Source organism: Caballeronia sp. AZ1_KS37 (assembly GCF_023631165.1).
GTDB classification, from domain to species: Bacteria; Pseudomonadota; Gammaproteobacteria; order Burkholderiales; family Burkholderiaceae; genus Caballeronia; species Caballeronia zhejiangensis.
Map to the genome: position 1 here is coordinate 275835 of NZ_JALQDP010000030.1, position 26104 is coordinate 301938.

The window sequence follows — 26104 nt, forward strand, 5'->3', positions numbered from 1 at the left end:
AGGCCCCCGAACATTCGACATGCTTATGCCAGCGTCAATTTGACGTCGATATTATTGCGCGTTGCATTCGAATAAGGACAGACGATATGCGCCTTGTCTACAAGCGCCTGTGCCTCGCTGCGATCCATTCCCGGTAGCGAGATCTTCAATTCGACCTCGATGCCGAAACCGTTCGGGATTTGACCGATGCCCACGCTGCCATCCACCGCGACATCTTTCGGCAGCGTGATCTTGTCGCGAGCGGCGACGAATTTGATCGCGCCGATAAAGCACGCGCTATACCCTGCGGCGAAGAGTTGCTCGGGATTGGTGCCATCGCCACCACCGCCGCCGAGTTCTTTCGGGGTTGTCAGCTTGAGATCCAGATTGCTTTCGGGCACGGTCGCGCGGCCGTCGCGCCCGCCAGTGACATGAGCATGTGCACGGTATAGAACCTTTTCAATCGACATCGCCAGACTCCTGTGCGTTGTGTTGAGCGGATCTCGCGGCGCGCATGCGCCGGAAGTCCGCCGACATGAGTTCCCCACTGGACGCTGCCCGATATGGGCACGTTCCAATAGCGAAGGATACTCAAGTCACGGCGAGCTCGCCTGACGCATGACCGACGCGCCGAAGCAAGCTCGCTTCAATCACAAGACGACGGGTTCTCTGCCTGAAAAGACCGGATCTGCAACGGGCGATGTGTTTTCCTTCGCGATACGTTCGCACACCGCGACCACATGCGCCGAACCGGTCGTCATGAAGAGGGCGTGATCGAGGTCCGAAAAGATCGCCATTCGCACGGATGGATAGCGCGACAGTCGCGCGCCCTGCTTGCCGAAATGCGCGGCGATCAGATCCATGCCCGCATCGTACGCGCCATAGACGAGCGCTGTCTTTACGCCTTTGGCATCGAGCGCACGAATGATCGGTCCCGGTTCGGTCGCGAGCTCCGGCGCCGTGCTGCTCAGGCGGTCGAGCCTCAACACATCGACGATACGCGAACGCGCGCGCGTCGCCATATAGCCGAGCACGAAGCGCAATACGCGCATCAACTGCTTTTCGCCGCGCAGGATCGCTTTCCATTTCTGCGGATCGAGCATCGAGAATGCATAACCCGCCATGGAATTGCGCGTCGATTGACGCAAGCCGTCGGGCGCGACGTCCGCCGGTCTTTTAAACGTCGGCAGATTGACTGTGACGACACCGTTGATCGCATTCTCGGCGACCGCCGCCTTGAGCGCGTGATAAGCGCCCGAGCACACGCCGAATGCAAAGATCGACTTGTAGCCCTGCCGCGCGAGCCAGCGTGCGGCGGCCGCGGTGTCGTCAGTCGCGATCTGGTTATAGATTCGGCCGAACGCCGTATCCGATTGCACTGCGCCGGGCGCGGCCGGACTGTCGCCTCGGCCTCGCGCATCGAAACGCAATGATGCAATGCCGCGCCGCGCAAGCTCGCGTGCAATGCGAACGGATAGCCGGCTGTCGCCGACGCGCGCACTCGCCGATGTATTCGCAATGAGAAACACCGGACCTCGCGCGGCCCCCGTGCGCGGCTCGCACAAAATGCCGAAAAGCTTTTCGTCGCCGATGCGTACTGGGCGTTCGATAGCTTCGGGTGTGTCTATCTTTAGAGCGGACCAGTCAACGGCATCGGCCGACGACGGCGCTTGCCTGTTTGATGAATCCTTGCCAGCGATCCATTCCACGACTTGGGCGAACGCTGCGCGCGGCAATGCGTTGAATGCAGTTTCCTGAAGAAAGCCAGTGAGATCTTCGAACGGACGCGCCTGTGCTTCCACGCCCTTTTCGATGAGCGCGTCGCACAATGGATCCGTGCCGCCCGCCTTCATATTCATGACCAACGCGCGACGCGCTGGTGCCGCCGCAGCGTCTCTTACGCTCGCGACGAGATCGATCGCCTGCAATGAGCCTTTGAATTCATCGCTATAAACCTGGCCGAGGACGTTGAGCCGCGCGTCGTCCTTTTGCATCTCACGCAAAGGCGGTGCAAGCAGTTCGAGCCATGTCTTGCGCACGATGCTCAACTCGCGCATATACACGCGGCCACTCGCAACGGGTGCGAGCAGTACGAGGTCATCGACCGGTTGACGCAATGCGGCCTCGAGCGCGAACGCGGCGCCCACGCGAAAGCCGCATAACGTGACGTGCTCTATGCCTGTCGATGTCTTCAGCCATTCGATGGCCGCGTCGACGTCATCGACCGACGATTGGAATTGATCCGGTGCGAGATCGGCGCCCGCCGAGTCGCCCGTGCCTCGATAGTCGAAACGCAGCACCCATAGGCCTCGCGCGGACAGCGCTTCGGCGAGATGCCGCATGCCGCTATATGTCCACACGTATTCGTGCCCATAGGTATTGCAGAGCACTACGCCGCGCGTGCCGCTTCCGGCGTGCAGCCATCCGAATCGGTTCCCGAATACAACCGGTCTCATATCGATCTCGTCCTCGTCTTTGGTGGCGCGCAAGGATCGATGACTCGTCGTCCCGTTCTTGCAATGCCTGGCCGTCAACGTCCCGCCGAATACGGGATCGCGAGGTATTGAGACGATTATATTAAGCGTCCTCTTCGTAACACGGCTTGCACCGGCGAATAGGTGCGAATGAGCTACCTATTGGCGCATAAGACATAGCTTGTGTGAGCTACCGCTCATTTCTTTATGCAAGGTTCGTCGGCATAACGTCAGATTGGCTGCAGACGAGTCCCCTCGCCTGCCTATATGACTTTTTGGAAGATCGATTCTCTATCAGAGATCCAATACGAGTACCTTGCTCGTCGCACGCGACACGCACGCGGTCAGATAGTCGGTCTTTTCTTCTTCGCTCATGATGCAGTCGTTGTGCTCGACGTCTCCTTCGAGATAACGCACCTTGCACGTACCGCACAAGCCCGCGCAGCATGATGTCTCGATGAACACGCCCGCTCCCGCCAGTGCATCGGCAATGCTCTCGTCCTTCGTCACTTCGATTTCCTGTCCTGTGCTCGCGATACGCACGATGAAGCTGTCGTTCGCATCGTTGGCGGCCTGCTCGCCAGCGTTGCGCTCAGGTGCCTTGAAGTGCTCGAAATGCACCGTTCCGGACGGCCAGTGCCGCGCCGCATCCGCGCACGCTTGCATGAAGCCGCCTGGACCGCAGTAATAGACGTGCTCGCCTTCGCCGGGCGCATTCAGCAAGTCCCCGATATCGAGGCCCGCCGATGGATCGCCGCCATCGAAATGAAAATGCAGACGCCCGCTTGCGCGCATGTGCTCGAATTCCTCGGCGAACGCTGCGCTGCCCGCATCTTTCGCGCAGTAATGCATTTCGTATTCGATACCGGCATCGTCGAGTTCATGCGCCATCGCCTTCAATGGTGTGATGCCTATCCCGCCCGCGATCAGCAACACGCGGCGCGCGCCGTCGACGAGATGAAAGTTATTGCGCGGCCGGCTTACACGCACGATGTCCTGCACGCGCAATTGCTCGTGAAGCGCCTTCGAACCGCCGCGCCCGCGTTCATCGCGCAATACGGCGATCACATAGCGATGCCGCTCGCGTGGCGCATTGCTGATCGAATACTGCCGCACGACGCCGCCCGCGAGATGAATGTCGATATGCGCGCCCGCTGTGAAAGGCGGCAATGGCGCACCGTCGGGATCGACGAGTTCGTATGAATTGATGCCTCGGCCTTCGAAGCGGACCTGACGCACGAGCAGATTCAAGGTCTGACTCTGCGCGTCGGTCGAGATGGATTGTGTTGACATGGTCGACATTCCTCGAATCGATGATCCCGCATCGCGAGAGCGCCGTGCGCCCTCGTCGGCCGGCTTATTGCTTCATCGCGAGTTCGAGTTCCTCGAAGCGTTCGCGTACGAATGCGGTACGTGCATCACCCTTCAGCTTTTCGCTTTCCGCAAGGATCGCAACGATCTGCTTCGTCACCTTGCGACGGCGCATGACTTCTTCTTCGACGGTTTCGCCTTCGGGGATCTCGAACACATTGCCCGAGCAGAAGCTATTCGGCGCGCCCGTGTTCTCACGAAACCATTCCGCGAAGTTTTGCGCCGACGCGGCCGGATTCGAACCGCGCAACGCGTCGCGCAGCATCTTGCGGAACAGGAACAGGCCCGCGTCGAACTTCGTCGGATTCTCGAGCGCATGCACCGCGATTGGCCGTTGGCTGATGATGGCTTCGTAGTCGCCGGGCGCGTATTGCGCCTGCTTGTAGTTCGCACGCTCACGATGATTGGGCGGAATCGGCACGATGTCCTCGATCGTGTATTCGGCGAAGCGCTCGGGACGACGCATCGCGACCTGGCCGTCGAGGAAGTCGATCGACTCATAGCCCACCAGTTCCTTCTTGCCGATACCGCGCGTATCGATGCCGGGGCCCATGACGCGCCAGCCGATCATCTTGCTGTTTTGGTCGTCGACCGGAACCGTCCATCGGATGATATGAAAGCGGCTGAAGAGCTTCTTCTTCGAACCATCTTCCGATGTATAGGCATGCAGGCTCAGATTTGGCAGCACTTGATGCTGCACGCGCACGAACAAGCGGTCCTTGTTCACGCGGCGCGCGCCCGCGCACGCGAGACTGCGGCCTTGTTGGACCGGCTGAAAATGCATGTCGGGCGCGACTTCCATCGACGCTGCGCCGACTTCGTCGAACGTCGTGCCCTGGAACTGTCCTTTCACCACGTTCTTCGCGGCATGCAATGCGGTCGGATGAAAGTTATCGGCGGCGTTGTCCTGAACCTGCAACCAGTTGCAATGCTGGAAGTTGCTGTAGGGCACGAGTTCGTCGCCGGGCATCACGGTGTAGTCGCCTTCCCACTCCGGAAACGGCGGCTCGCTTTCCGGCGGTCCCATGTAAGCGAACACGAGACCGTGACGCTCGACTGCCTTATACGCACCTTGCCGAATGGAACACGCGTACTTTTCGGCCTCTTTCTCTTCGCCCTTCGGAAACGGCACATGCAGGCACGCGCCGTCCACGTCGAACACCATGCCGTGATAACAGCACATGATGCCGCGCTCTTGAATCGCGCCGTATTCGAGCGATGCGCCGCGATGCGCGCAATGCGCGTGCAGCAGACCCACACGCCCGCTGCCGTCGCGGAATGCCACCAGTTCTTCGTTGAGGATCTTCAGAAAGCGCGGCGTGTCGGTCAGCTCCATCGACATGCAGACCGGATGCCAGAAGGCGCGCATGTATTCACCCATCGGCGTCCCGGGGCCCGTCTCCGTCAGTTCCGGATCGTGGCCCGGCACCTTGTTCACGTAGTAACCGCCGTAGGGCACGAGCTTCTTGACTGTCGCGGCCGCGCCGCCGCTGCTCTGATGCCCTTCCAGCTTGTCCGATTTGATGGTCATGGGAAATCCTGTTTCGAGTGGGGTTGAATCGATCGATGCCTGAGACCTGAATTCTGCCTTCCGAACTCCGAACTCTGTATACGAAGACTAGCGATGTGGATAGGCGTTGTCTCTATGGGTAAACGTGAATGAAAACAGGCACGCGATAACGTTGCGTTGACGCGTAAGGCCGGCCCGCTGTACCCTTGCCGTATTCTGTATCCAGAACTTACGCTCGAATCATGCCCGCCAAACTTCTCAAGCTCCAGGCCCGCACCGACTATGTCGACGAGGTCTACAAAGTTCTGCTCGACGCCATCAGTTCGGGTTCGCTCGCGCCCGGCACGCGCATCACGCAGGAAGAGATCGCCGAACAGCTTGCGGTTTCGCGCTCACCCGTCCTGCAGGCGCTGCGTCTGCTGAAGAAAGACGGTCTTGTCGTCGATGCGCCCGGACGCGGTCTCCTCGTCACGCCGCTCGACCCCGCATGGATCAGTCATCTCTATGAGATTCGCGGCGCGCTGGATTCGCTCGCTGCGCGTCTCGCCGCCGAACGCGGCGCGAAGATCGACAAGGCGATCATCACCAATGGCAGGCGCGCGTCGAAGAGCGACGATGTCAAGGCGATGATCGATGCCGACATGGCCTTTCATAACGCGATCTACGTGGCATCGGGCAATCCGTTGATCGCCGAGACCGCGCAGACGCACTGGGTTCATCTGCGCCGCGTGATGGGCGCCGTGCTGCAGGCATCGGGACAACGCAAATCGATCTGGGACGAACATGCTGCCATCGCGGCGGCCATCGCGGAAGGCAACGGCCACCGTGCCGCCGAACTTACCGATCTGCATACCGCCAACGCGCGAAGAAACCTCGTCGAACGGCTCGGCGTCGTGCTGAGCGAGCAACGCGAACGGGAATCGGAAGCAACGTGATCTCACGCACGGGTTGCGAGTTGCATCGACGGCGAAAGCCCCTGTTTCAAGGGGCCGTTTCGCTTGGCGTGCGCGAGTCAGTCGCTGCGACGGCGGCTGTTCACGAGCGCGGCGGGCACCGCGAACACGAGCAGGCTGCCGATCACGCAACTCGCCGCGAGACCGAGCACGCCGCTGCCCGTCGAACCCGACTGCGTCTGGATCACGCCGATGAGCCAGGGACTCACGACGCCCGAGATGCTGCCCACGGAATTCGCAAGCGCAAGGCCCGCGGCCGCAGCGCCGCCGCTGAGAATCGCGGGCGGCAGAACCCAGAACTGCGAGATGGTCGTGACTACGCCCATCGTCGCGAGCGTGAGACCGATCATGCCGAAGAACGTGGAGTGCGCGTACATCACGCTCATAAAAAGGCCGAGCGCGCCGACGAAACCCGCGCCCGCAAGATGCCAGCGTCGCTCGCCACGCTTGTCCGAGCTATGGCCGACCGCGAGCATCGCAATGGCGCCCGCTGCATAGGGAATCGCCGAGAGCAGGCCGATATCGAGCGGATCGGTCACGCCGCTCGCCTTGACGAGCGTCGGCAGCCAAAAGCTCACGCCGTAGAGCCCCATCGTGAAGAAAAAGTACGTCACGGACAGCAGCAGTACTTTCGGATGCAACAATCCATCCTTTACCGAATGCAGCGCATGCGCCGGCTCTTCGTCGCGCAGATTGGCTTCGAGCATTGCTTTTTGCGAGTCGTTGAGCCACTTCGCATCGGCGACCTTGTCGTCGAGATAGAAGTACGCGACCACGCCCAGAACGGCCGTCGGAAGGCCTTCGAGCAGGAAGAGCCATTGCCATCCCGCGATGCCGTGCGCGCCGCCCATATGCGTCATGATCCAGCCGGACAGCGGCCCGCCAACGACGCCGGACATCGGAATGCCCGTCATGAAGAGCGCGGTTACTTTGCTTCGGCGCGAAGCGGGAAACCAGTACGTGAGATACAGCAGGATCGCCGGAATGAACCCTGCTTCGGCCACGCCGAGCATGAAGCGCATGATGTAGAAGCTCGTCGGCGTCGTGACGAACATCATGCCGGCAGAGATCACGCCCCACGTCACCATGATGCGCGCGATCCAGCGACGTGCGCCCACGCGCAACAGAATGAGATTGCTCGGCACCTCGAACAGCAGATAGCCGACGAAAAACACGCCCGCGCCCGCACCGTAGACGGCGTCGCTGAAATGCAGATCGTTGAGCATCTGCAACTTCGCGAAGCTCACGTTGATGCGATCGAGATACGCGCACAGATAGCACACGAAGAGAAATGGCAGCAGACGCCATGTCACCTTCGCATACGTCGACGATTCATCGCCTGTCAGATACGCAACCGGACTGTGGGAACTCATGCTTTGTCTCCTGGTTATGTCATGCGTCTGGATCGCTCACATGTTCGTCACCTCAAACCAGAAAGACAAACGATGCCTGTTCATCCATCCATGACAGGCTCTCATGCATAAGGTGTTTCCATGAGGCGCATTCCGAACTTCGTACTCCTGCGCGCATTCGAAGCAGCCGCGCGTCTGGAAAGCTTCACGCTTGCCGCAAGCGAGCTTCATCTCACGCAATCGGCGATCAGTCATCAGGTCAAGGAACTCGAGCAGTATTTCGGCAGGCCGCTCTTTCATCGGCGCAACCGGCGCGTGGAGACGACGTCCGAAGGCCGTCGCCTGCATGAAAGTCTCGGACGCGTGTTCGATGTCATCGAAGCCGCATGCGCCGAAGTCACGCTCGATCCGCTCGCGCAAGTGCTCGCCGTTCATTGCGCGCCGAGCTTCGCCGTGAAATGGCTCGGGCCGCGTCTGCCCGAATTCATGCAGGCCCATCCGAACGTGACGATACGTCTGTCGTCGGACGCTGAGCCCGCCGATCTCGCACGCGCGCGCGAAGTCGACGTTGCCATTTCATATGGCTTCGCACACGAACGTGCCGGTGTCGTCTCGCGCGCACTGGGCACGGAGCGCATCATCCCGATGTGTTCTCCGTCCTTGTTGCAGGAAGGCGTGCCAGCGCCGGAGCACATTGCGAGGATGACGCTGATCGACTCGCAACTCAGCCGTGTGACGTGGCCCGGCTGGTTCGAGCTCAATGGGCTCGACATGCCACGCGGGCCGCGGCCTTCGTTCGACCGTGCGGCGCTCGCGATATCCGCGGCGGTGGATGGCATGGGCGTCGCGCTGGAAACGACGCGCCTCGCCGAGCGCGAGCTTGCGCGCGGCGATCTGATCGAGTTGGGCGCGGGTGTGTTCGCGCCGCTCGCAAGGGAGACGCACTTTCTCTCTTATCGCGCCAACGAACGTGATGTCGAAAAAGTGAAATGTTTCTGCGACTGGGTGCTGGCGAAGGCTGGCCTCGAAGACGCGAAAGAAGTCGAAGCGTGAGGCGAAATCATGCCGCCTGTCTCGCCCGCTCCTCCTCGACCATCCGGGCGTGTGCATACACGCGATCGCGTTCGCGCGCGACGAGCGTGCGCTTGCGTGCAAGCGTCTGTCGATGATATTTCGGGTCACCCATCTGCATCACGTATTCACCGTGACGATGACGCAGGTAGCGCTGGAAAAACTCGGCGCCGGGCAAGCCGCTGTCGAGCGCCATGAGCACGCCGTAGTCGATGTCGTGCACATCCCCGAGTGCCTTGATTGCGGATTCGAGCGCGGCATAACGCTGCGGCAGTGGCACCCCCTTGTCGCATAGCGCATGAAAGCGCTGATAAGTCAGCACTTGTCCGTGCGATGCACACCGCCATAACACTTTCGCAAGCCGTTGACTGAGTTCCGTTTCCACGTTTCCTCCCGCAAGGTGCGCGGATCGTATGAGTGTGACATTCCACCGTCATTCGGATTTCGAAGACGGCATGCGGTTGCCTGGAAAATCACCTGCAACGCCAGAAGATATGCGCAACGCTCGCCATTGCGCCAAATCGCCTTGCGCGCATCGCCGAAAGCGTCATGCAATGCGGCCAGGTCGAAGAAACCTGTCTATGAAGATTCAGTTGAGCACGTTTTAATAATTCGCATGTTTCTATTTCCCACGCTGAAAGAAAGAACTCATATAGCGAAGAACACGAAATGCGATAAACGTCTATGCTTATTAGACCTTTCACAATGCACATATAGCATTGCGCACGAATCCGCACCGCTGCATGATGCAGCAGTGGACTCGCGGGAACCTTCTGACACGAGCGACTCGGCGCGACTTGTGTGCGCTTTCGCTTAATATTGACCTCGGCGGGTCTTATTGATTGCCACGCCACAGCGCCGTAACTTTTGACCAGCAACCATGCGCGGCGGCTGCGACTCGATTACATGCTAGCAAACATATTGCAGGAAACCAAGGAAAGATTCCACATGAAAGAACGTTCCGCGCTTTCGCGCGGCTGTCGTTCGGCATTTTTTTCCATCGTCGCCTGCGGCCATATCGGCCGATCAATTCGCAATGCAATGAAGAGGAACCTCTAAAGAAACCATATAACTTGCTTAAGCAAAGACGCCACGCAGATTACGCGCCGTTTCACCTGCGCCGCTCGACGCGCACTTCACACGCGGCACACTTCTTAAGATTGGTTTAAGTCTGAGAGACTAAAACGTCATCAAACGCGGGCAAGATAGTGCCCCTTGCAATTTGCTTCGTATCGGTTTTCACGAAAACGTCCACGCGGATGGTCAGGCCGGGCAACGCCGCACGCGCAATCCAACAGCGCGATCAGGCGCAGGCGACGACCATCCCATTCAGCCCGGCAGAAATGCCGGGCTTCTTTTTAACCGCGCCCTCCGCGCACTTGCGGCGCGCCATTGCCGGTCTGCGTAATGGCGACGGGCAGATCGAAGTGAAACGTGGTGCCCGTGTCTTTCGAATCGATCAGGCGAATCTGGCTGCCGTGCAATTGCAGCATGCGTTGTACGATGAGCAGCCCTAGCCCGCCGCGATGCGCGCCGCCCGAAGCGAACGGACGCATGAAAAGCGCCTTGCGCATTTCCGGCGGAATGCCCGTACCCGTATCGCTGATCGTGACTTCCACTCTGTCAGATTGTTCGCGCGCAAGTGCAAGTGTCACGTCGACGACGCCTTGCGCAGGCGTATGACGGATCGCGTTATCGAGCAGATTCGTGAACACGCGCTCGATCATGCCGAGATCCGCCGTTACGTTCGGCAAGCGTGGCGCGATCTGGGCATTCAGGCGCACGCCCCGCGATTGCGCGGGCAGTTCGAACTTTTCGAATACGTCCTGCACCAGATCGGCGAGAGAGAACGCCTCGGCTTCGGGCGCGACCATGCCGTGTTCGAGTTTCGCCAGTTCGAACAATGACTGCGCGAGATGACCCACCTTCGCGCTCTGTGCAAGCGCGATCGACAGATAACGACGCCGATCGGTATCCGGCAGCGTGTCGGACTTGAGCGACAGCGTCTCGAGATAACCATGCAGCGATGACAGCGGCGTGCGCAAATCGTGCGAGATGTTCGCGACCATCTCGCGACGCTCGCGATCCTGCTGACCCAGCGCGCGCCACTGCTCGCCGATGCGTTCCGCCATCTGCGCGAACGCGCTTTCGAGCACGACGATCTCGTCGCGTTCGTTCGCCCGCGCATCGGGCGTGTCGATGCGCGCGAGCGCCGGCGGTTCTGCTGGCGCGCCACGCGCGTCGAACTTGCGCATTGCTTCGGTGAGGCGGCGCAGCGGCCGCGTAACGAGCCCGAATGCAACCAGGCCCGCGACGAGCCCGAGCAATGTGACGAGACCCATCGACGCGAGCGTGGTGCGCAACACCGCGCTCGCCGATGCCTTCGCAGCCAGCGCATCGTGCTCCTCGCCGAGCAGCACGACATAGACATAGCCGAACGGCGGCTTGCCGGGCGCGGCGAGCGGCGCTGCGCTGAAGACTTTGCGCTTGCCCTCGCTGCGCGGATCGTCACCGAGAATCGGCAACACGGCGCCGTCGAGGAACTGCCGCACCGGCGCGAGATCGACATGATCGCGCTTGAGATGTCCGGGCGGCGCATCGTCGGCACGCACGCGCCCCGTGTTATCGAGCAGATAGACTTCGACGCTCGGGTTCACCACCATCAACTGACTGAAGAGCCGGCGCACGGCGGGCGCATCGATGTCGTTGGCATCGGCGAGCGCGCCGTCACGCGCGATATGCGCCGCAAGCCCGCGCGAAAGACTCTGAATGACTTCCTTCTCGCGCAGATCGCTCGCGCGAATCTGCAGCCACGCCGATGCGCCGCAGCACGCGAGCAACAGCACGCAGAACACCGCGAAGAGCCGTTGCGACAAGGTGAGCTTCACGACGCGCCAACCTTGCCGTCAGGCGATTGCGCCGCGAGCTTATAGCCGTGGCCCCATACCGTGAGAATGCGCTTCGGATCGGCTGCATCTTTCTCTACTTTCGCGCGCAAACGATTGATATGCGTATTGACCGTGTGCTCATAACCTTCATGCCGATAACCCCACACCGCATTGAGCAGGTCCATGCGCGAGAACACCTTGCCCGGATGACGCGCGAAGTGATAAAGCAGATCGAACTCGCGCGGCGTGAGTTCGATGCGCGCGCCATCCACCCATGCTTCGCGCGCGAGCGGATCGATCGCGATGCCCGCCACTTCGATGCGCCCCGTCTCCAGCCGCGAGTCCTTCGCGACCGCATCGACGCGGCGCAGCAGCGCCTTCACGCGCGCGACGAGTTCGAGCACCGAGAACGGCTTCGCAAGATAGTCGTCCGCGCCGAGTTCGAGGCCGAGAATGCGATGCACCTCGCTCGAACGCGCGCTCGTGATGATGATCGGCGTATAGCGTGTCATCGCGCGCGCACGCCGGCAGATTTCGAGGCCGTCGACGCCGGGCAGCATCAGATCCAGAATCAGCGCATCCCATCCGCCCTGTTCGAGCAGGCGCAGCCCTTCGGCGCCATCGGCGCTATGCACGACTTCGTAGCGTTCGTCGCGCAGGTTGAGACTCAGCACATCGGCGATATGCATGTCGTCTTCGACAATCAGAATGCGTTTCGGATGATCCATGAGGAATGTTATCGGCAGAGAAAAACACGCGCGCCCAATCCGCAGAACAATGGACGGGCGTCTGTGCCATTGTGCAGAAAAGCGCGCGGCCAAGTATCACATTTAATTTAACTTTCGGTGAGGACTCGGGGATGCGCGCGCGAATACGATGCCGGTACACCACTCGAACCCGAGGCACGCATCATGCAAACCCGCCGCCGCTTTCTCCTCACAGGCACCGCGGCCGCCGCCGCAGCGTTCGCACTGGGCGGACGCTTTCGCGCGCTCGCGGCCGATCCGAAGACGCAGGAAAGCTTCGAAATCGTCCATAGCGACGATGAATGGCATCGTCTACTCGATCCGGTGCAATTCGACGTATTACGCCGCGAAGGCACCGAACGCCCTTATACGAGCCCGCTCAACGACGAGCATCGCGCGGGCACGTTCAGTTGCGCGGGTTGCAAGCTGGCGGTGTTCTCCTCGCGCACCAAGTTCGACAGTCATACCGGCTGGCCCAGTTTCTGGGCGCCGCTCGATCATGCGGTCGCGACGCGCATCGACGGCTCGTTCGGCGTCGTGCGTACCGAAGTGCATTGCCGGCGCTGCGGCGGTCATCTGGGCCACGTCTTCGACGACGGTCCGAAGCCCACGGGCCTGCGCTACTGCATGAACGGCGTCGCGATGAACTTCACGCCCGGCGCAGCCTGAATCGCGCCAGCACTCCGATCAACCTCGACCACCCGATACCATCATGCTGCTCATCGTTCTTGCCTATCTCGGCGGCGCGCTGACGATTCTCAGTCCGTGCATCCTGCCGGTGCTTCCCTTCGTGTTCGCGCGCGCGGATCAGCCGTTCGTGAAAAGCGGCTTGCCGTTGCTCGCGGGCATGGGCCTGACCTTCGCCGTCGTCGCGACGCTCGCGGCCGTCGGTGGCGGCTGGGTCACGCAGGCCAATCAATACGGTCGCTGGGCGGCCATCGTCCTGCTCGCAGTGTTCGGCCTCACACTGCTGTTGCCGAGTCTCGCCGAGCGCGTGATGCATCCGCTCGTGAGCGCGGGCAATCGTCTCACCGCATTCGCGCAACGCGGCGACGGCAAGCCGAGCTTCGTCGGATCGTTCATGCTCGGCATCGCGACCGGTCTTCTGTGGGCGCCCTGCGCAGGCCCGATCCTCGGACTCGTGTTGACGGGCGCGGCGCTCAACGGCGCGAGCGTCGGCACGACTCTGCTCCTGCTCGCGTATGCAGCGGGCGCGGCGACCTCGCTCGCGGTTGCCTTGCTGATCGGCGGACGCGTGTTCGCCGCGATGAAGCGCTCGCTCGGCGCAGGCGAATGGGTGCGGCGCGGCATCGGCGGGGCGATGCTGCTCGGCGTTGTCGCGATCGGGCTCGGGCTGGACACCGGCGTGCTCGCTCGTGTATCGACGGTCGCGACCTCGGGGATCGAACAACAGCTCGTCGACAAGCTCTCGAACAAGAACCAGGGCGCGATGATGATGTCCGCGAACGCGGCGAACGTCGATAACAACGGACCCGCGATGATGCGCGCGAGCACCGAGCCGCCGAAGTCGCCGAACCCCGCGCCGCTGCCCGTGGAAGGCACGCTGCCTTCGCTCGATGGCGCGGTGCAATGGCTCAACTCGCCGCCGCTTACAAAGGAAGCGTTGCGTGGCAAGGTCGTGCTCGTCGATGTATGGACGTACTCGTGCATCAACTGCCTGCGCACGTTGCCGTATGTGAAGACGTGGGCGCAGAAGTATCGCGATCAGGGGCTTGTCGTGATCGGCGTGCATGCACCGGAGTTCGCATTCGAGCGCAACGTCGATAACGTGAAGAAGGCGGTTCACGATCTCGGTATCGATTATCCCGTTGCGATCGACAACAACTTCGCGATCTGGCGCGCGTTGAATAATCAGTACTGGCCGGCGCATTATTTCATCGACGCCAAGGGGGATATCCGCTATCACCACTTCGGCGAAGGCGATTATGCGCACTCCGAGCAGGTGATTCAGCAACTGCTTGCCGAAGCGGGTCACGGCGCCGCGCCTGCCATGGCGATGAGCGCGAAGCATGACGATAACGACATCGGTCAGGGCGCGATGATGCAGGCCGACAACGCGGACATGCGTTCGCCTGAAACGTATATCGGTTACGAACGCGCGCAGCAGTTCATGTCGCCGGGCGGCGAAACGCAGGATCGCATTCACGACTATGCCGCGCCCAACGCCCTCGACGTCAACGACTGGGGACTCGCGGGCGCGTGGAAGGTCGGCGCCGAGCACGCGACGCTCGAAGGCGCGACGGGGCGCATCGTGTATCGCTTTCATGCGCGCGATCTGCATCTCGTGCTCGGGCCGTCGAAAGATGGCAAGCCGGTGCGCTTTCGCGTGAGCATCGATGGCGCGGCGCCGGGCGCATCGCATGGCAGCGACATTCAGGCGGACGGAAGCGGCACCGTGACCGAACAGCGCCTCTATCAGTTGGTGCGGCAGGCGGGCCCCGTCGCCGACCGCACGTTCACCATCGAATTTCTCGACCCCGGCGTCGAAGCGTATGCCTTCACGTTCGGTTGAATGCGACTTCTTGAGGAGCAGACATGTTCAGGACCAACAGCATGACATTCAAGGCCGTCAGCGTGGCCGTATTGTTCGCGGGCGCGTTCGCACTGCAGCGCGTCGCGCATTCGAGCGAGGAAGCCGTGAAGATTCCGCCGCCCGTGCATGACGAAAGCGCGACGGCCGTGCATACGGAAACGGCCGTATTCGCGGGCGGCTGCTTCTGGGGCGTGCAAGGCGTGTTTCAGCACGTTCGCGGCGTGAAGGAAGCGCTGTCGGGCTATGCGGGCGGCGCGGCCGGCACGGCGCAATACGATCGCGTGAGCGGAGGCGATACCGGTCATGCGGAATCGGTGCGGATCACGTATGACCCGGCGCAGGTGTCGTACGGCAAGCTGCTGCAGATCTTCTTTTCGGTCGCGCACAATCCGACGCAACTGAACTATCAAGGCCCCGATCACGGCACGCAATATCGCTCGGCCGTATTCCCGACGAACGCAGCGCAGCGCGAAATCGCCAATGCGTATATCGCGCAGCTCGACAAGGCGCATGTGTATGGCGGCAGGATCGTCACGAAGATCGAAGACTACAAGGGCTTCTATCCGGCCGAACGCTATCACCAGAACTATCTGACGGAGCATCCGGAAAGCCCTTATATCGCGATCAACGATCTGCCGAAAGTGGCGAACCTGAAGCAGATGTATCCGGACGCCTATCGTCAGGACGCGGTGCTCGTGACGGTCGCATCCAAATAGGCATCGACGATCGCGAGCACATCGGGCATGTTGCGCCTGCCGAAACCGAGGCGCACATGCTCGTCGCCGTGATCGACCAGCGTCGAGGGCAAGAGCAGGACGCCCGTGCGTTCGAGCAGTTCTGCGCAGAACCGCTCGGCGCTTTCGCGCTTCAACCGCACGAAACCGATCGTGCCCGCGCGCGGACGATGCCACTCGAAACGATCCGCATGGCGCGCGAAGAAGGCGTCTAGCACGCCCAGATTCGCGCGGATGATCGAAACATTGCGTTCGATAAGCGCATCAGTGTGGCGCACTGCAATCGCCGACAGATACTCGCTCGGCGCGCTGTTGCTGATGGTGAGATAGTCCTTGAACGTGCTCATGCGTTCGAGCACTTGCGCGCTCTTCGTCGCGATCCAGCCGAGGCGCAGGCCGGCGAGCCCGTGCGTCTTCGAGAGCGCACCGAGTGAAATCGCGCGCTCGTACACATCGCATGCGGCGGGCAGACGATCCGCGCGATCATGTTCGAGCCCGCGATACACCTCGTCGCTGAATAGCCATAGTCCATGCTTGCGCGCGAACGCGACGATCGCATCGAACACGTCGCGCGACGGCAGATAACCGGTCGGATTGTGCGGCACGCACATCACGAGCGCGCGTGTGGCCGGCGTGACGAGCGTTTCGAGCTCCGCCGGATCGAGCGACCAGCCCGCTTCTTCGCGCGCCTTCCACGGCGCAACGCTCACGCCCAGCGCCTCGGCCACCGTGTAATGCGACTGATAGCCCGGCATATGCACGATCATCTGATCGCCTGGCGCGAGCATCGTGTTCATGAACGAATAGATCGCTTCCTGAGCGCCCGTGTGCACGATGATCTCGTCAGCATCGATGTTCTCGTACAGCGTCGCCAGTTCGCGCCGCAGCGCGGGTGCGCCGGGATATTCCGTATAACCGAGCCAGGTATCGCGCAGACCGTCGATCGAGTCCGGTTCATATGCAAGCAGTTCGCCGATCGACATCGATTCGGGATCGGAACTGCACAACAGATGGCGCGCGGTGAATTCGTGCTGCGAGAAATAGCGTTCGAGTTTGAACGGGTTCGGTTGCATCGCGTCGCTTGATCGGAATGGAAGAAGGCTCTAGTTTGCGCGTCTGATGTACATTCACGCAGCTAAACTTTCTAATTCCGATTAAGGAACGCTAATGCTCGACTACGCTCTCCTCGATTCGCTGCTTGCCGTCGTGCGCACCGGTTCTTTCGAGCGTGCGGCGCGCGAACTGAACGTCACGCCTTCGGCCGTCTCGCAGCGCGTGAAGCTCCTTGAAGAGCGCGTGGCCGCCCTGCTCGTCAAGCGCGGCCAACCATGCGAAGCAACCGCTTCCGGCGCGCTCTTGTGCCGCCACACCGAACGCGTGCAATTGCTCGAAGCCGAACTCGGCGGGCACATGCCAGCCTTGCCGGGCGCGCAGAGCGGGCGGCGCGCGAAATTGCGCATCGCGGTGAACGACGACAGCATGAGCACATGGTTCATCGACGCCGCGGCGGACTTTTGCATCGAACGTGAACTGCTGCTCGATGTCGTCGTCGACGATCAGGATCACACGGCGCAACGCATCCGCGAAGGCGATGTGCAAGGCGCGATCACCACGCAAGCCGAGCCCGTTCCCGGCTGGCGTTCGATGAAGCTCGGACGCATGCGTTATCGCGCGGTATGTTCGCCCGCGTACTTCGCGCGCTATTTCGCCGATGGCCTCACGCGCGATGCGTTGCGCCGCGCGCCCTGCGTCAATTTCAACGAAAAGGATGAATTGCAGAAGCGCTTCATCAAACGCATGAGCCGCGCGGAGATCGAACCGCCCGCGCATGTCGTGCCGCATGGCGAGGGCTTCGTGCGCGCGTGCACGTCGGGGCTGGCGTGGGGAATGTGTCCGCAACGGCTCGTCGCGCAGCACGTCGAAAACGGCGACCTGGTGGAAGTGTCGCCCGGTGCGCGCTTCGACGTCGATCTTTACTGGCAGAGCTGGCGTCTTTCGATCGGCTGGCTGGACGACTTCAGCGCGATGCTCAAACATCGCCCCAGATCGTTCCTCGATTGAGCATTACGCTTCGCGGGTTTCGATCGAATCCACGCGATCTCGATAGAACGCGAGATGATCTTTTATCGACGCAACAGCCTCATAAGGAGACTCATACGACCACACCGCGTTGGCCGACTTTTGTCCACCTGAGGGGATACTGTAATAGCTGCACTCACCCTTGTAAGGGCAGTATGTCGTGTGCGACGTGCGTTCGAGTTGCGACATGTCCACGTCCTTGCGCGGCACATATAGCACCTCGGGATACGATGCCTCGCGCAATGAAAGCGCTTCGGTCGTATTGGCGATCACGCGTCCGCCCGCTTTGACCAGCACGCGCGACGGACTGCGCTCGATCGTGATCGGATGATCGGGACCGGGAATCTTGACGGCTTTATCCATGAGTGTCTTCCTGCGAACGAACGCACCATAGCGAACGGAAGAATCGATGGTAACGCCGTTGCGTCGAACACGCAGAACCCGGCCCCTCGCAGCATCAATGACCGAAATAAAGGGGCTTGGTGCCGTCGTTGTCCATCCGCGGCATCGCGCGCATGCCTGCAGCCGAGCGGCCGCTGGTTGCGCCGCCGTAGGAATTCATATCGGCGTTATAGGCATTGTTCTGCCCCGATGCGCGGCGCTCGGCGCGCTGGATATCCGACGGATACGAAGTCTGGTCCGAGCGCGACGGATCGTAGCCCGCTGCTTCGACCTGCCTCAGATCTTCCTTCACCTGACCCCGCGTAAGCGACGAATCGGTTTGCGCGAATGAAAGCGCCGGCGCCACCACTACAGCGGCGACGGCCACGGCTTTGACGAACGATTTCATGGTGAACCTCCGGTATGTTGGCCTGCGCACGGTGATTTCTGTGCGTGCTTCATACTCAGCATCGCCCGTGCCCGGCAACGACCGTCGTCCGTCTAGAACGCGCCTACGAACCCTTGCTCTCGATTGCCTTGACGAGCGCATGCAGCACGCGATTCGCCGGCGTCGGCACGCCGAGCGCTTCGCCACGCCGCACGATCAGCCCGTTCAGATGATCGATCTCGCTCTTCTTGCCGCGCGCGAGATCCTGCGCCGTCGACGAGAACTGATTCGGCATCGTCTCGGCGATACGGCGCACGGCGGCATCGACATCGCCGGGAATCGTCACGTTGTCCGCTTTCGCGACCGCAAGGCATTCGTCGACGACATCGCGCATCGTGCGTGTAATGCCCTCGCCCTGCACGAGCTTTCCATAAGGCAACTGCGTGATCGCGGACAGCGCGTTGTAGGCGCAATTCAGCACGAGCTTCGCCCATAGCGCGCCGCGCACGTTGTCGGAGATTTCGGTCGGCACGCCCGCCGCCACGAGCGCACGCGCAACGCCTTCGCTCTTCGTCGATGGCTCGATCACGAGTTCACCGCGTCCGTTGTGCTTCACGTGCCCCGGCCCCGCCATTTCCGTCGCGACGTACACGACAGCGGCCGCCGCCTCTTGCGGCAACAGTTCGCGCAGGCGCTCCGCATTCTCGACGCCGTTTTGCAGCGACAGCAGCAGCGCATCGTGTTCGAGATAAGGCGCGAGTGCCTTCGCGGCGCTTTCGGTGTCCGTGGACTTCACGCAGAAGAGCACGAGTTGCGCGCCCTTCACGGCGCTCGCATCGGTGCTCGCGGCGACGTGTACCCGTTCGTCGAAATGCTGCGTGTCGAGCCGCAAGCCGTCGCGTTCGATCGCCTCGACATGCTGCGGCCGCGCGATCAGCACGACCTCGTGACTCGCGCGCGCGAGCATGCCGCCGTAATAACAACCGACCGCGCCCGCACCCATGACGGCGACTTTCATGTTTCGCTTCTCCCGTTGCGATGTTGAACTGTGGCTCGAAAAGGTAACACATGGCTGCGGACGGTCCGTTACGTCACGGATGTTGCGCAAACGCTTGCGGACTTCGCATGGATTCGCGCATCTGCCCGTGTCCACGCGATTTTGTGGTCGGACGCACCATAGTCAGTCGAATTCGCGGCTCACCATATTGTTAAAACGGGCCACGCACAATACGCTTCTTTCAGCGGATCGACGATGCTGTCCAAACAATGCCGACCGCTGCGGGGTGTGCGGCCAAGGCCGCATCGAGTAGTCAAATCCGGGGGACCAAATACACGGCGTGCCGGGCAAGCGCATCGCGCGAGCGGTCGACCGTGCGGCGCACCGAGGCGCCGTGAACTTAGACAAGCGCTGGCCTTGCCGCTCGGCGACGAGCAGCTCGAAGCCGCAGGCGCGGGCGTTATCACGAGAACAAAAACATGAATCATGGATATGAAGCATCGCTCGTCAAGCGCGTGGTGAATCAACTCGTCGCGGGCATCGTGAGCGGCGAATACCAGGACAACGTGCTTCCGCCACAAGTCATTCTTTCGAAGAAGCACGGTGTGAGCCGGACCATCATGCGAGAGGCGTTGAGCATTCTCATCTCGCGCCGCATGCTCGACGTGCGGCCCAAGACGGGGACGCGCATCAAGCCTGCACGCGAATGGCTCATCATGGACCCGGAAGTCGCCGAGTGGCGCATGCGTGCGCTGCACGATCCCGACTGCATCCGCAGGCTGATGGAATTTCGCGCGCTCGTCGATCCGCCTGCCGCCGCGCTCGCCGCGACGCGTGCGAACCGGCATCAGCGCATCGCCATCAACGCGGCCTATCAGCGGCTCCTGCATGCGAGCCCGTCCGAACCCTTGCAGTCCGCCGCCGAAGAGGCGCTGCAGGCCGCCATCGTCGATGCAAGCGGCGATGAAGTGCTAAGGCAGATGGGCAGCGTCGTGCGCGTCGGCATCCGCACCATGAAGGCGGCGCTGCGCAATCAGCCCCATGCGCTGCCGCGCGTGCCCGATTCGCAGCTCGGCGATTACGGCAGGCTCGTGCGCGCGATCGAAACCGCCGACGGCGACGGCGCGCGAGCGGCCATGTCGCAAGTGCTATCGCGCACGGCCTCGCTCTGGATCGAAGAAATCGCCTGAAGCCGGTTCTGAATCACCATTCGGATGCAGCGGCGGGCAGGCCGCCCGCATCGCCTCCATGGCCCGCCGGGAGCGCATCTTGCGCGCCCGGACGCCGCACTTTCGCCTCGCATGCGCCGCGCGCGTGACTACAATGAGTCATGCCTGTGCATGCGCGGCGTTGGAAAACGGAGGCAAGAATGGCAGAGCTCGAAAAGGAAAGGGTCGTCGGCGTCCTGAACAAGATTCTCGAATCCGAACTGGCGGGTGTCGTGCGTTACACGCACTATTCGTTTCTCGTCTTCGGCTTCGGACGCATTCCCATCGTCTCGTGGCTGCGCGCGCAGGCCGATGAGTCCCTGCTGCACGCGCATCAGGCCGGCGAATGGATCACGACGCTCGGCGCGTATCCGTCGCTTGAGATAGGCCCGCTGCTCGACAATCACACGTTCGACATCGCGACGATCCTGCGCGAATCGCTGCAATCGGAAAACGTCGCGCTCGGTCAATATCGCGAGTTGCTCTCGCTCGTCGAAGACCGTTCCGTCGCGCTGGAGGAATACGCGCGGCAGATGATCCAGGTCGAGGAACTGCACGCGGGCGAAGTGGACAAGATGCTGCGCAGGCCCGGCGAAGTCGAAACGTCGCCCGAGCGACGCACGGGGCATAACTGAGCGAAATGAAAAGCGCCGGTCCGCATTTCGCGGGCCGGCGCCTGAGACGCCCGGAAGCGCCGTGTCTTACTTCGGCTGCGCGACCGTGCGCAGATAGGGCTTCAGCGTCTTGAAGCCTTCGGGATACTTCTTCTTCGCGTCTTCATCCGAGACGGACGTCGGAATGATGACGTCATCGCCCGGCTTCCAGTTCACCGGCGTCGCGACCGTGTGCTTCGCGTTCAGTTGCAGCGCGTCGAGCAGGCGCAGCACTTCGTCGAAGTTGCGGCCCGCGCTCATCGGATACGTGAACGTGGCCTTCACCTTCTTGTCCGGACCGACGATGAACACCGCGCGGATCGTCGCGTTGTCGTTCGCCGTGCGCGGATTCGCGCCGCTCGCGTTCGGATGGATCATGTCGTAGAGCTTCGCGACGTTGAGATCCGCGTCGCCGATCATCGGATAGTTGACCGCCGCGCCCTGCGTTTCCTCGATGTCCTTCGCCCACTGCGAGTGATTCGTCACCGGGTCGATCGAGAGGCCGATCACCTTCGTATTGCGCTTGTCGAACTCGGGCTTGAGCTTGGCCATATAACCGAGCTCGGTCGTGCAAACCGGCGTGAAGTCCTTCGGATGCGAGAACAGGATTGCCCATTTGTCGCCGATCCACTCGTGAAAGCGAATCGTGCCTTCGGTCGTCTCTGCCGTGAAATCGGGGGCTTCATCACCAATGCGTATAGCCATATCAAATCTCCACGTGAGGAAAAGGCCGGTGAACGTTCCATATGCATAAGAACGGTTTCCGGGTTAAGGATTGCAATCGTGAATGTGATTATAGTGCGCGATGCATCGGCAATTGATGACCGCTGGCGTCGTGTGGTCATGCGTCGCGCCGCACGAGCCACGGCGGATATAGTCAGCGGCACGTTTCCTGCTCCGTACCCGCGACGCCGTGAATAAGCATATTTCGTAAATGTCCGTTGCTCGCGTTTCGCACGGCGCCGCGCTCGAATTCGCCGGCGAAATCTGCTATCACGAGACACATACGTCAGACCGAACGTGCAAGTGCAAGGCCGCAGGCACCTGGATCATCGCGCAGTCGAACAGGCGACAGAATTCGCCGCGCCACCCGGCGTGGCCACGCTGCCGCCGCATAAGGAGGCGATCGTGACCGTCATGCAAAGAAAGTCCGTTGCTGCGTTGCAAAGCGAAGCGGCCGAAAGCGAGGAAGTGCTTCAGGAACACGGCGGCCACGCGCTGAAGCGTTCGCTCACCGCGCTCGATGTCGTGTTGCTCGGCATCGGCTGCATCATCGGCGCGGGGATTTTCGTGCTGACGGGCCACGCGGCCGCCACCAACGCCGGCCCCGCGATCATCATCTCTTTCGTGCTCGGCGCAATCGTTTGTGCGCTCGCTGGCCTGTGTTATGCAGAGATGGCTTCCACCGTGCCCGTATCGGGGAGCGCGTACACCTACGCTTATGCGACGATGGGCGAACTGATCGCGTGGCTCATCGGCTGGGATCTGATACTCGAATACGCGGTCGGCGCAACGACCGTCGCGATCGGATGGTCGGGTTATGTCGTGAGCTTTCTGCATTCGATCGGCATCGACATACCCGAACAGCTTGCGAAAGCGCCGTTCGCTTACGATCCCGGTCACGGCTGGAGTCATGTCGGCGCGATCCTCAACGTGCCCGCGATGGTGATCGTCGGGCTCATCACGATTCTTCTGGTTATCGGCATACGCGAGTCGGCGCGTGTGAACAGCTTCATCGTCGTCATCAAGGTGCTGATCGTGCTCGCGTTCATCGCGGCGGGCATCGCCTATGTCGATACGAACCACTGGGTCACTCCGCAAAATCCGACCGGCGCGTTCATACCGCCGAATACCGGCGAGTCGGGCGTGTTCGGCATGAGCGGCGTGTTGCGTGGCGCGGCCGTCGTGTTCTTTGCCTATATCGGTTTCGATTCGGTATCGTGCGTCGCGCAGGAGACGCGCAATCCGCGACGCGACATGCCGATCGGCCTTCTCGGTTCGCTCACGATCTGCACCATTCTCTACGTGCTCGTTTCGTACGTACTCACCGGCATCGTGTCTTACGACAAGCTGAACGTGTCGGACCCGATCGCAGTCGGCGTCGATGCGATCGGCATGCGCTGGCTTTCGCCCATCGTGAAACTGGGCGCGATTTTCGGTCTGACGTCGGTGATTCTCGTGCTGTTGCTGTCGCAGCCGCGCATCTTCTATTCGATGGCGAAGGACGGACTCTTGCCACCGTTCGCATCGAAGATTCACCCGCGCTTTCACACGCCCTATATCACGACCATCATCACCGGCATCATCGTGATGATTCTTGCGGGACTGTTGCCCATCGGTCTCGTCGGTGAACTCGTGAGCATCGGCACGCTGTTCGCGTTCATGGTGGTGTGCATCGGCGTGCTCGTGTTGCGCATCACGCAGCCGAATCTCGAACGCGCATTCAAGACGCCCGCGGTGTATGTGGTCGCGCCGCTCGGCGCGTTGTCATCGCTCTTTCTGATGTCCGGCCTGCCCGCCGATACGTGGATACGGCTCATCGTCTGGATGGCGATCGGCGTCGTCATTTACTTCGGCTACGGCATACGTCATAGCAGGCTGCGCAATCAGCGAGAAGCCGCGCCGCGTCGCCCCGCTCGCGGATGACATTCGAAGGGCCGCTCGAATCGCGGCCCTTGCTTCATTCCGACGCGCGTTTCGATTCGTGTTCGCGCGCTTCTTCAGGGCTTTCGTAGATATACGGCGCGACGCCGCGACGTTTCAGTGCGTCGCCGAGTTTCAGCCTTAGAAAGCTGCTCGTCGTATAGCGCGTCACGCGGTCATAGTGTCCATCGACGAGCTTCGTGACCATTTCCGAATACGCGTCGAGCATGTCGGGGCGAATCGAAAAGTTATCGTAGTTCACGATCGCGTGCGGCTTCGTCGTCACGCCCGCTAACTGCTTTTCGACTTCGCGGCGAATCGCTTCGACATCGCTCAGGCTCTTCACTTCATGGCCTTCGAAGTTGATGAAGAAGAGATTCTTCTCCGCGTCGTAGCTGAAGCGTTCGGAGAGATCGAGCCTCAGCAGGATATTGCGCAAGCCCATTGGCGCATCGCGGAAGATGCGTTCGTCCATCAGACGCGGCGGCGTGTCCATGATCGGCGCGAAACCCATTTGCGCGACGATGTCTCGCTCGATATCGACGCCCGGTGCGACCTCGGTCAGCGCAAGTCCCTTGTCCGTGAGTTCGAACACGCAACGCTCGGTGATATAGATCACGGTCTGCCCGCGCTCCGCCGCATAACGCCCGCTGAACGTGCGATGCTCGACGGCATCGACGAACTTGCGGCATTCGCCTTCGCGGCGAACCTCGAGCTTGCCTTCGTTGATCGCGACATCGAGCTTGCCCGCATTGAAAGTGCCGACGAACACGACCTTCTTCGCCGCCTGGCTGATATTGATGAAGCCGCCCGCGCCCGCGAGCTTCGGCCCGAACTTGCTCACGTTGAGATTGCCTTCGCCGTCCGCTTGCGCAAGACCTAGGAACGCGATGTCGAGGCCGCCGCCATCGTAGAAGTCGAACTGATACGGCTGATCGATGATCGCCTGCGTATTCGTCGCCGCGCCGAAATTGAGGCCGCCCGCGGGAATGCCGCCGATCACGCCCGGCTCCGTCGTCATCGTGAAGAGATCGATCACCTGCTCTTCGTTCGCGACGCTCGCGATGCCCTCCGGCATGCCGATGCCGAGATTCACGACGCTATTGGCCATCAATTCGAACGCCGCTCGCCGCGCGATGATCTTGCGTTCCGTAAGCGACATCGGCGGCACCGAACTCGCGGCCACGCGCAATTCGCTCGAAAACGCCGCGCTGTATTGCTCGCCGAAGGTCTGCCAGTGATTGTCGGGCTTTGCCAGTACGACGCAGTCGACCATCACGCCGGGTATCTTCACTTGGCGCGAGTTGAGCGTGTTCGATTCCGCAAGCCGCTCGACTTGCGCGATCACGATGCCGCCCGAATTGCGCGCGGCCATCGCGATGGACAACGCTTCGAGCGTCAGCGCTTCCTTTTCCATCGTGACGTTGCCGTTGAGATCGGCGGTCGTGCCGCGCACGATGGCGACGTCGATCGGAAAGGTCTTGTAGTAGAGATAATCCGTGCCGTCGATCTCCATGAGCCGCACGAGATCTTCCGTCGTGCGCGCATTGAGCTTGCCGCCGCCGTTGCGCGGATCGACGAAGGTGCCGAGCCCGACCGTCGAAAGTTGCCCTGGCCGATGCGCGGCGATATCGCGAAAGAGCTGCGAGATCACGCCTTGCGGCAGGTTATACGCTTCGATGCGATTCTCGATCGCCATCTTCTGAAGGCCCGGCACGAGTCCCCAGTGCCCGCCGATCACGCGCTTGACGAGCCCTTCGCGCGCCAGATGATTGAGGCCTTTGCTGCGGCCATCGCCCTGGCCCGCCGCATACACGAGCGTGAGGTCCGCGATCGGATCGTCGCCTTCGACGAAGCGTTCTTCGAGCGCGATCGCCACTTCCTCCGCGAAGCCGATGCCGACGAAACCGCTCGTCGCGATCGTGTCGCCCGAGCGGATCAGACGCACGGCCTCGCGCGCGGACGAGATCTTGCCGCGTTCGACGAGGCGCGCTGTCGATGGAAACGGATGGCGGGTCGGCGTGTTGCTGGCGGTCATGGCGTCTCCTGTCTGCCGCATTTCTTATCGTGAGTTTCGCTTGAATACGCGCCGCCTGCTTGCGTCGAACGCACGCAAATCAGCT

The 26104-nt window shown here is 61.5% G+C and carries 23 protein-coding genes; 9 read left to right on the forward strand and 14 right to left on the reverse strand.

Features of this window, described 5'->3' with window-relative positions:
* Nucleotides 1-23 precede the first annotated feature (23 nt).
* The 4 genes from NCS00_RS17530 to NCS00_RS17545 form a co-directional block, all read right to left on the reverse strand.
* Entirely contained in the window at nt 24-449 is a 426-nt protein-coding gene (locus tag NCS00_RS17530; RefSeq protein WP_008353310.1) for an organic hydroperoxide resistance protein, read from the reverse strand.
* A gap of 180 nt (nt 450-629) precedes the next feature.
* Entirely contained in the window at nt 630-2435 is a 1806-nt protein-coding gene (locus NCS00_RS17535) for an alpha/beta fold hydrolase (RefSeq protein WP_250440619.1), read from the reverse strand.
* Nucleotides 2436-2747: 312 nt separating this feature from the next.
* The gene (locus tag NCS00_RS17540; protein ID WP_250440620.1) at nt 2748-3746 is read right to left on the reverse strand and encodes a PDR/VanB family oxidoreductase; all 999 of its coding nucleotides are present in this window, start codon (nt 3744-3746) and stop codon (nt 2748-2750) included.
* Between the two features lie 64 nt (nt 3747-3810).
* Nucleotides 3811-5355: a Rieske 2Fe-2S domain-containing protein gene (locus NCS00_RS17545; protein ID WP_250440621.1), complete on the reverse strand. Its 1545-nt coding sequence runs from the start codon at nt 5353-5355 to the stop codon at nt 3811-3813.
* Nucleotides 5356-5576: 221 nt separating this feature from the next.
* Here NCS00_RS17545 and NCS00_RS17550 point away from each other — a divergent pair, with 221 nt between their 5' ends.
* Nucleotides 5577-6269 (forward strand): GntR family transcriptional regulator, encoded by a 693-nt coding sequence (locus NCS00_RS17550; RefSeq protein WP_008353303.1) that lies wholly within the window; start codon nt 5577-5579, stop codon nt 6267-6269.
* 77 nt (nt 6270-6346) lie between these two features.
* Here NCS00_RS17550 and NCS00_RS17555 read toward each other — a convergent pair whose 3' ends face one another.
* On the reverse strand, nt 6347-7660 hold the full coding sequence (locus NCS00_RS17555; protein ID WP_175979360.1) for an MFS transporter: 1314 nt from the start codon (nt 7658-7660) through the stop codon (nt 6347-6349).
* 120 nt (nt 7661-7780) lie between these two features.
* Here NCS00_RS17555 and NCS00_RS17560 point away from each other — a divergent pair, with 120 nt between their 5' ends.
* Nucleotides 7781-8692 carry a LysR substrate-binding domain-containing protein gene (locus tag NCS00_RS17560; RefSeq protein ID WP_008353300.1) on the forward strand — a complete coding sequence of 304 codons (912 nt, stop codon included), beginning with the start codon at nt 7781-7783 and terminating at the stop codon, nt 8690-8692.
* Nucleotides 8693-8699: 7 nt separating this feature from the next.
* Here the strand turns inward: NCS00_RS17560 and NCS00_RS17565 are convergent, their stop codons facing one another.
* The 3 genes from NCS00_RS17565 to NCS00_RS17575 all read right to left on the reverse strand — a co-directional run bounded on the left by NCS00_RS17565 (nt 8700) and on the right by NCS00_RS17575 (nt 12326).
* Complete coding sequence (locus tag NCS00_RS17565) at nt 8700-9095, reverse strand: hypothetical protein (protein WP_033536146.1); 396 nt, start codon at nt 9093-9095, stop codon at nt 8700-8702.
* A 973-nt stretch (nt 9096-10068) separates the two neighbouring features.
* Complete coding sequence (locus NCS00_RS17570; RefSeq protein ID WP_250435852.1) at nt 10069-11598, reverse strand: sensor histidine kinase; 1530 nt, start codon at nt 11596-11598, stop codon at nt 10069-10071.
* The gene (locus tag NCS00_RS17575; protein WP_250440622.1) at nt 11595-12326 is read right to left on the reverse strand and encodes a response regulator transcription factor; all 732 of its coding nucleotides are present in this window, start codon (nt 12324-12326) and stop codon (nt 11595-11597) included. Before NCS00_RS17575 ends, NCS00_RS17570 begins: the two co-directional genes overlap by 4 nt.
* 183 nt (nt 12327-12509) lie before the next feature.
* Between NCS00_RS17575 and msrB the strand changes: the two genes are divergently transcribed.
* The 3 genes from msrB to msrA are packed head-to-tail and all read left to right on the forward strand — an operon-like array spanning nt 12510 to nt 15614.
* A complete protein-coding gene (gene msrB, locus NCS00_RS17580; RefSeq protein ID WP_008353296.1) occupies nt 12510-13013 on the forward strand; it encodes a peptide-methionine (R)-S-oxide reductase MsrB in 504 nt (167 codons plus the stop codon).
* Between the two features lie 43 nt (nt 13014-13056).
* A complete protein-coding gene (locus NCS00_RS17585) occupies nt 13057-14877 on the forward strand; it encodes a cytochrome c biogenesis protein DipZ (RefSeq protein ID WP_250440623.1) in 1821 nt (606 codons plus the stop codon).
* A 41-nt stretch (nt 14878-14918) separates the two neighbouring features.
* Nucleotides 14919-15614 carry a peptide-methionine (S)-S-oxide reductase MsrA gene (gene msrA / locus NCS00_RS17590; protein WP_250440705.1) on the forward strand — a complete coding sequence of 232 codons (696 nt, stop codon included), beginning with the start codon at nt 14919-14921 and terminating at the stop codon, nt 15612-15614.
* Here msrA and NCS00_RS17595 read toward each other — a convergent pair.
* Nucleotides 15578-16705: an aminotransferase class I/II-fold pyridoxal phosphate-dependent enzyme gene (locus tag NCS00_RS17595; RefSeq protein ID WP_250440624.1), complete on the reverse strand. Its 1128-nt coding sequence runs from the start codon at nt 16703-16705 to the stop codon at nt 15578-15580. The genes msrA and NCS00_RS17595 overlap by 37 nt on opposite strands.
* 94 nt (nt 16706-16799) lie before the next feature.
* On the opposite strand from NCS00_RS17595, the gene NCS00_RS17600 reads away from it, so the two are divergent.
* Complete coding sequence (locus tag NCS00_RS17600; RefSeq protein WP_250440625.1) at nt 16800-17693, forward strand: LysR family transcriptional regulator ArgP; 894 nt, start codon at nt 16800-16802, stop codon at nt 17691-17693.
* A gap of 3 nt (nt 17694-17696) precedes the next feature.
* Here NCS00_RS17600 and NCS00_RS17605 read toward each other — a convergent pair whose 3' ends face one another.
* The 3 genes from NCS00_RS17605 to NCS00_RS17615 form a co-directional block, all read right to left on the reverse strand.
* Nucleotides 17697-18074, reverse strand: coding sequence for a DUF427 domain-containing protein (locus NCS00_RS17605; RefSeq protein WP_250440626.1), 378 nt, complete (start codon nt 18072-18074; stop codon nt 17697-17699).
* Nucleotides 18075-18168: 94 nt separating this feature from the next.
* Nucleotides 18169-18501, reverse strand: a complete 333-nt coding sequence (locus tag NCS00_RS17610; RefSeq protein WP_008353289.1) for a DUF4148 domain-containing protein — start codon at nt 18499-18501, stop codon at nt 18169-18171.
* A gap of 103 nt (nt 18502-18604) precedes the next feature.
* Complete coding sequence (locus NCS00_RS17615) at nt 18605-19498, reverse strand: ketopantoate reductase family protein (RefSeq protein ID WP_250435858.1); 894 nt, start codon at nt 19496-19498, stop codon at nt 18605-18607.
* A gap of 458 nt (nt 19499-19956) precedes the next feature.
* Between NCS00_RS17615 and NCS00_RS17620 the strand changes: the two genes are divergently transcribed.
* The gene (locus NCS00_RS17620; RefSeq protein ID WP_008353287.1) at nt 19957-20667 is read left to right on the forward strand and encodes a FadR/GntR family transcriptional regulator; all 711 of its coding nucleotides are present in this window, start codon (nt 19957-19959) and stop codon (nt 20665-20667) included.
* Nucleotides 20668-20846: 179 nt separating this feature from the next.
* On the forward strand, nt 20847-21320 hold the full coding sequence (locus NCS00_RS17625) for a ferritin-like domain-containing protein (RefSeq protein ID WP_008353286.1): 474 nt from the start codon (nt 20847-20849) through the stop codon (nt 21318-21320).
* A gap of 66 nt (nt 21321-21386) precedes the next feature.
* Here NCS00_RS17625 and NCS00_RS17630 read toward each other — a convergent pair whose 3' ends face one another.
* Nucleotides 21387-22043, reverse strand: a complete 657-nt coding sequence (locus NCS00_RS17630) for a peroxiredoxin (protein ID WP_250440627.1) — start codon at nt 22041-22043, stop codon at nt 21387-21389.
* Nucleotides 22044-22475: 432 nt separating this feature from the next.
* Here NCS00_RS17630 and NCS00_RS17635 point away from each other — a divergent pair, with 432 nt between their 5' ends.
* Nucleotides 22476-23984 carry an amino acid permease gene (locus tag NCS00_RS17635; protein ID WP_175979570.1) on the forward strand — a complete coding sequence of 503 codons (1509 nt, stop codon included), beginning with the start codon at nt 22476-22478 and terminating at the stop codon, nt 23982-23984.
* Between the two features lie 34 nt (nt 23985-24018).
* Here NCS00_RS17635 and NCS00_RS17640 read toward each other — a convergent pair whose 3' ends face one another.
* Nucleotides 24019-26019, reverse strand: coding sequence for an acyl CoA:acetate/3-ketoacid CoA transferase (locus NCS00_RS17640; RefSeq protein ID WP_250440628.1), 2001 nt, complete (start codon nt 26017-26019; stop codon nt 24019-24021).
* Nucleotides 26020-26104: the final 85 nt, after the last annotated feature.

Bases quoted from the DNA above. Each gene is read 5' to 3' on its own strand.
- NCS00_RS17635 (WP_175979570.1), top strand. From the start codon at position 22,476: ATGCAAAGAAAGTCCGTTGCTGCGTTGCAAAGCGAAGCGGCCGAAAGC.
- NCS00_RS17625 (WP_008353286.1), top strand. From the start codon at position 20,847: ATGGCAGAGCTCGAAAAGGAAAGGGTCGTCGGCGTCCTGAACAAGATT.
- NCS00_RS17640 (WP_250440628.1), bottom strand. From the start codon at position 26,019: ATGACCGCCAGCAACACGCCGACCCGCCATCCGTTTCCATCGACAGCG.
- NCS00_RS17620 (WP_008353287.1), top strand. From the start codon at position 19,957: ATGAATCATGGATATGAAGCATCGCTCGTCAAGCGCGTGGTGAATCAA.
- NCS00_RS17595 (WP_250440624.1), bottom strand. From the start codon at position 16,705: ATGCAACCGAACCCGTTCAAACTCGAACGCTATTTCTCGCAGCACGAA.
- NCS00_RS17550 (WP_008353303.1), top strand. From the start codon at position 5,577: ATGCCCGCCAAACTTCTCAAGCTCCAGGCCCGCACCGACTATGTCGAC.
- NCS00_RS17610 (WP_008353289.1), bottom strand. From the start codon at position 18,501: ATGAAATCGTTCGTCAAAGCCGTGGCCGTCGCCGCTGTAGTGGTGGCG.
- msrA (WP_250440705.1), top strand. From the start codon at position 14,919: ATGACATTCAAGGCCGTCAGCGTGGCCGTATTGTTCGCGGGCGCGTTC.
- NCS00_RS17535 (WP_250440619.1), bottom strand. From the start codon at position 2,435: ATGAGACCGGTTGTATTCGGGAACCGATTCGGATGGCTGCACGCCGGA.
- NCS00_RS17555 (WP_175979360.1), bottom strand. From the start codon at position 7,660: ATGAGTTCCCACAGTCCGGTTGCGTATCTGACAGGCGATGAATCGTCG.
- msrB (WP_008353296.1), top strand. From the start codon at position 12,510: ATGCAAACCCGCCGCCGCTTTCTCCTCACAGGCACCGCGGCCGCCGCC.
- NCS00_RS17585 (WP_250440623.1), top strand. From the start codon at position 13,057: ATGCTGCTCATCGTTCTTGCCTATCTCGGCGGCGCGCTGACGATTCTC.
- NCS00_RS17630 (WP_250440627.1), bottom strand. From the start codon at position 22,043: ATGGCTATACGCATTGGTGATGAAGCCCCCGATTTCACGGCAGAGACG.
- NCS00_RS17615 (WP_250435858.1), bottom strand. From the start codon at position 19,498: ATGAAAGTCGCCGTCATGGGTGCGGGCGCGGTCGGTTGTTATTACGGC.
- NCS00_RS17545 (WP_250440621.1), bottom strand. From the start codon at position 5,355: ATGACCATCAAATCGGACAAGCTGGAAGGGCATCAGAGCAGCGGCGGC.
- NCS00_RS17605 (WP_250440626.1), bottom strand. From the start codon at position 18,074: ATGGATAAAGCCGTCAAGATTCCCGGTCCCGATCATCCGATCACGATC.
- NCS00_RS17560 (WP_008353300.1), top strand. From the start codon at position 7,781: ATGAGGCGCATTCCGAACTTCGTACTCCTGCGCGCATTCGAAGCAGCC.
- NCS00_RS17600 (WP_250440625.1), top strand. From the start codon at position 16,800: ATGCTCGACTACGCTCTCCTCGATTCGCTGCTTGCCGTCGTGCGCACC.
- NCS00_RS17575 (WP_250440622.1), bottom strand. From the start codon at position 12,326: ATGGATCATCCGAAACGCATTCTGATTGTCGAAGACGACATGCATATC.
- NCS00_RS17530 (WP_008353310.1), bottom strand. From the start codon at position 449: ATGTCGATTGAAAAGGTTCTATACCGTGCACATGCTCATGTCACTGGC.
- NCS00_RS17540 (WP_250440620.1), bottom strand. From the start codon at position 3,746: ATGTCAACACAATCCATCTCGACCGACGCGCAGAGTCAGACCTTGAAT.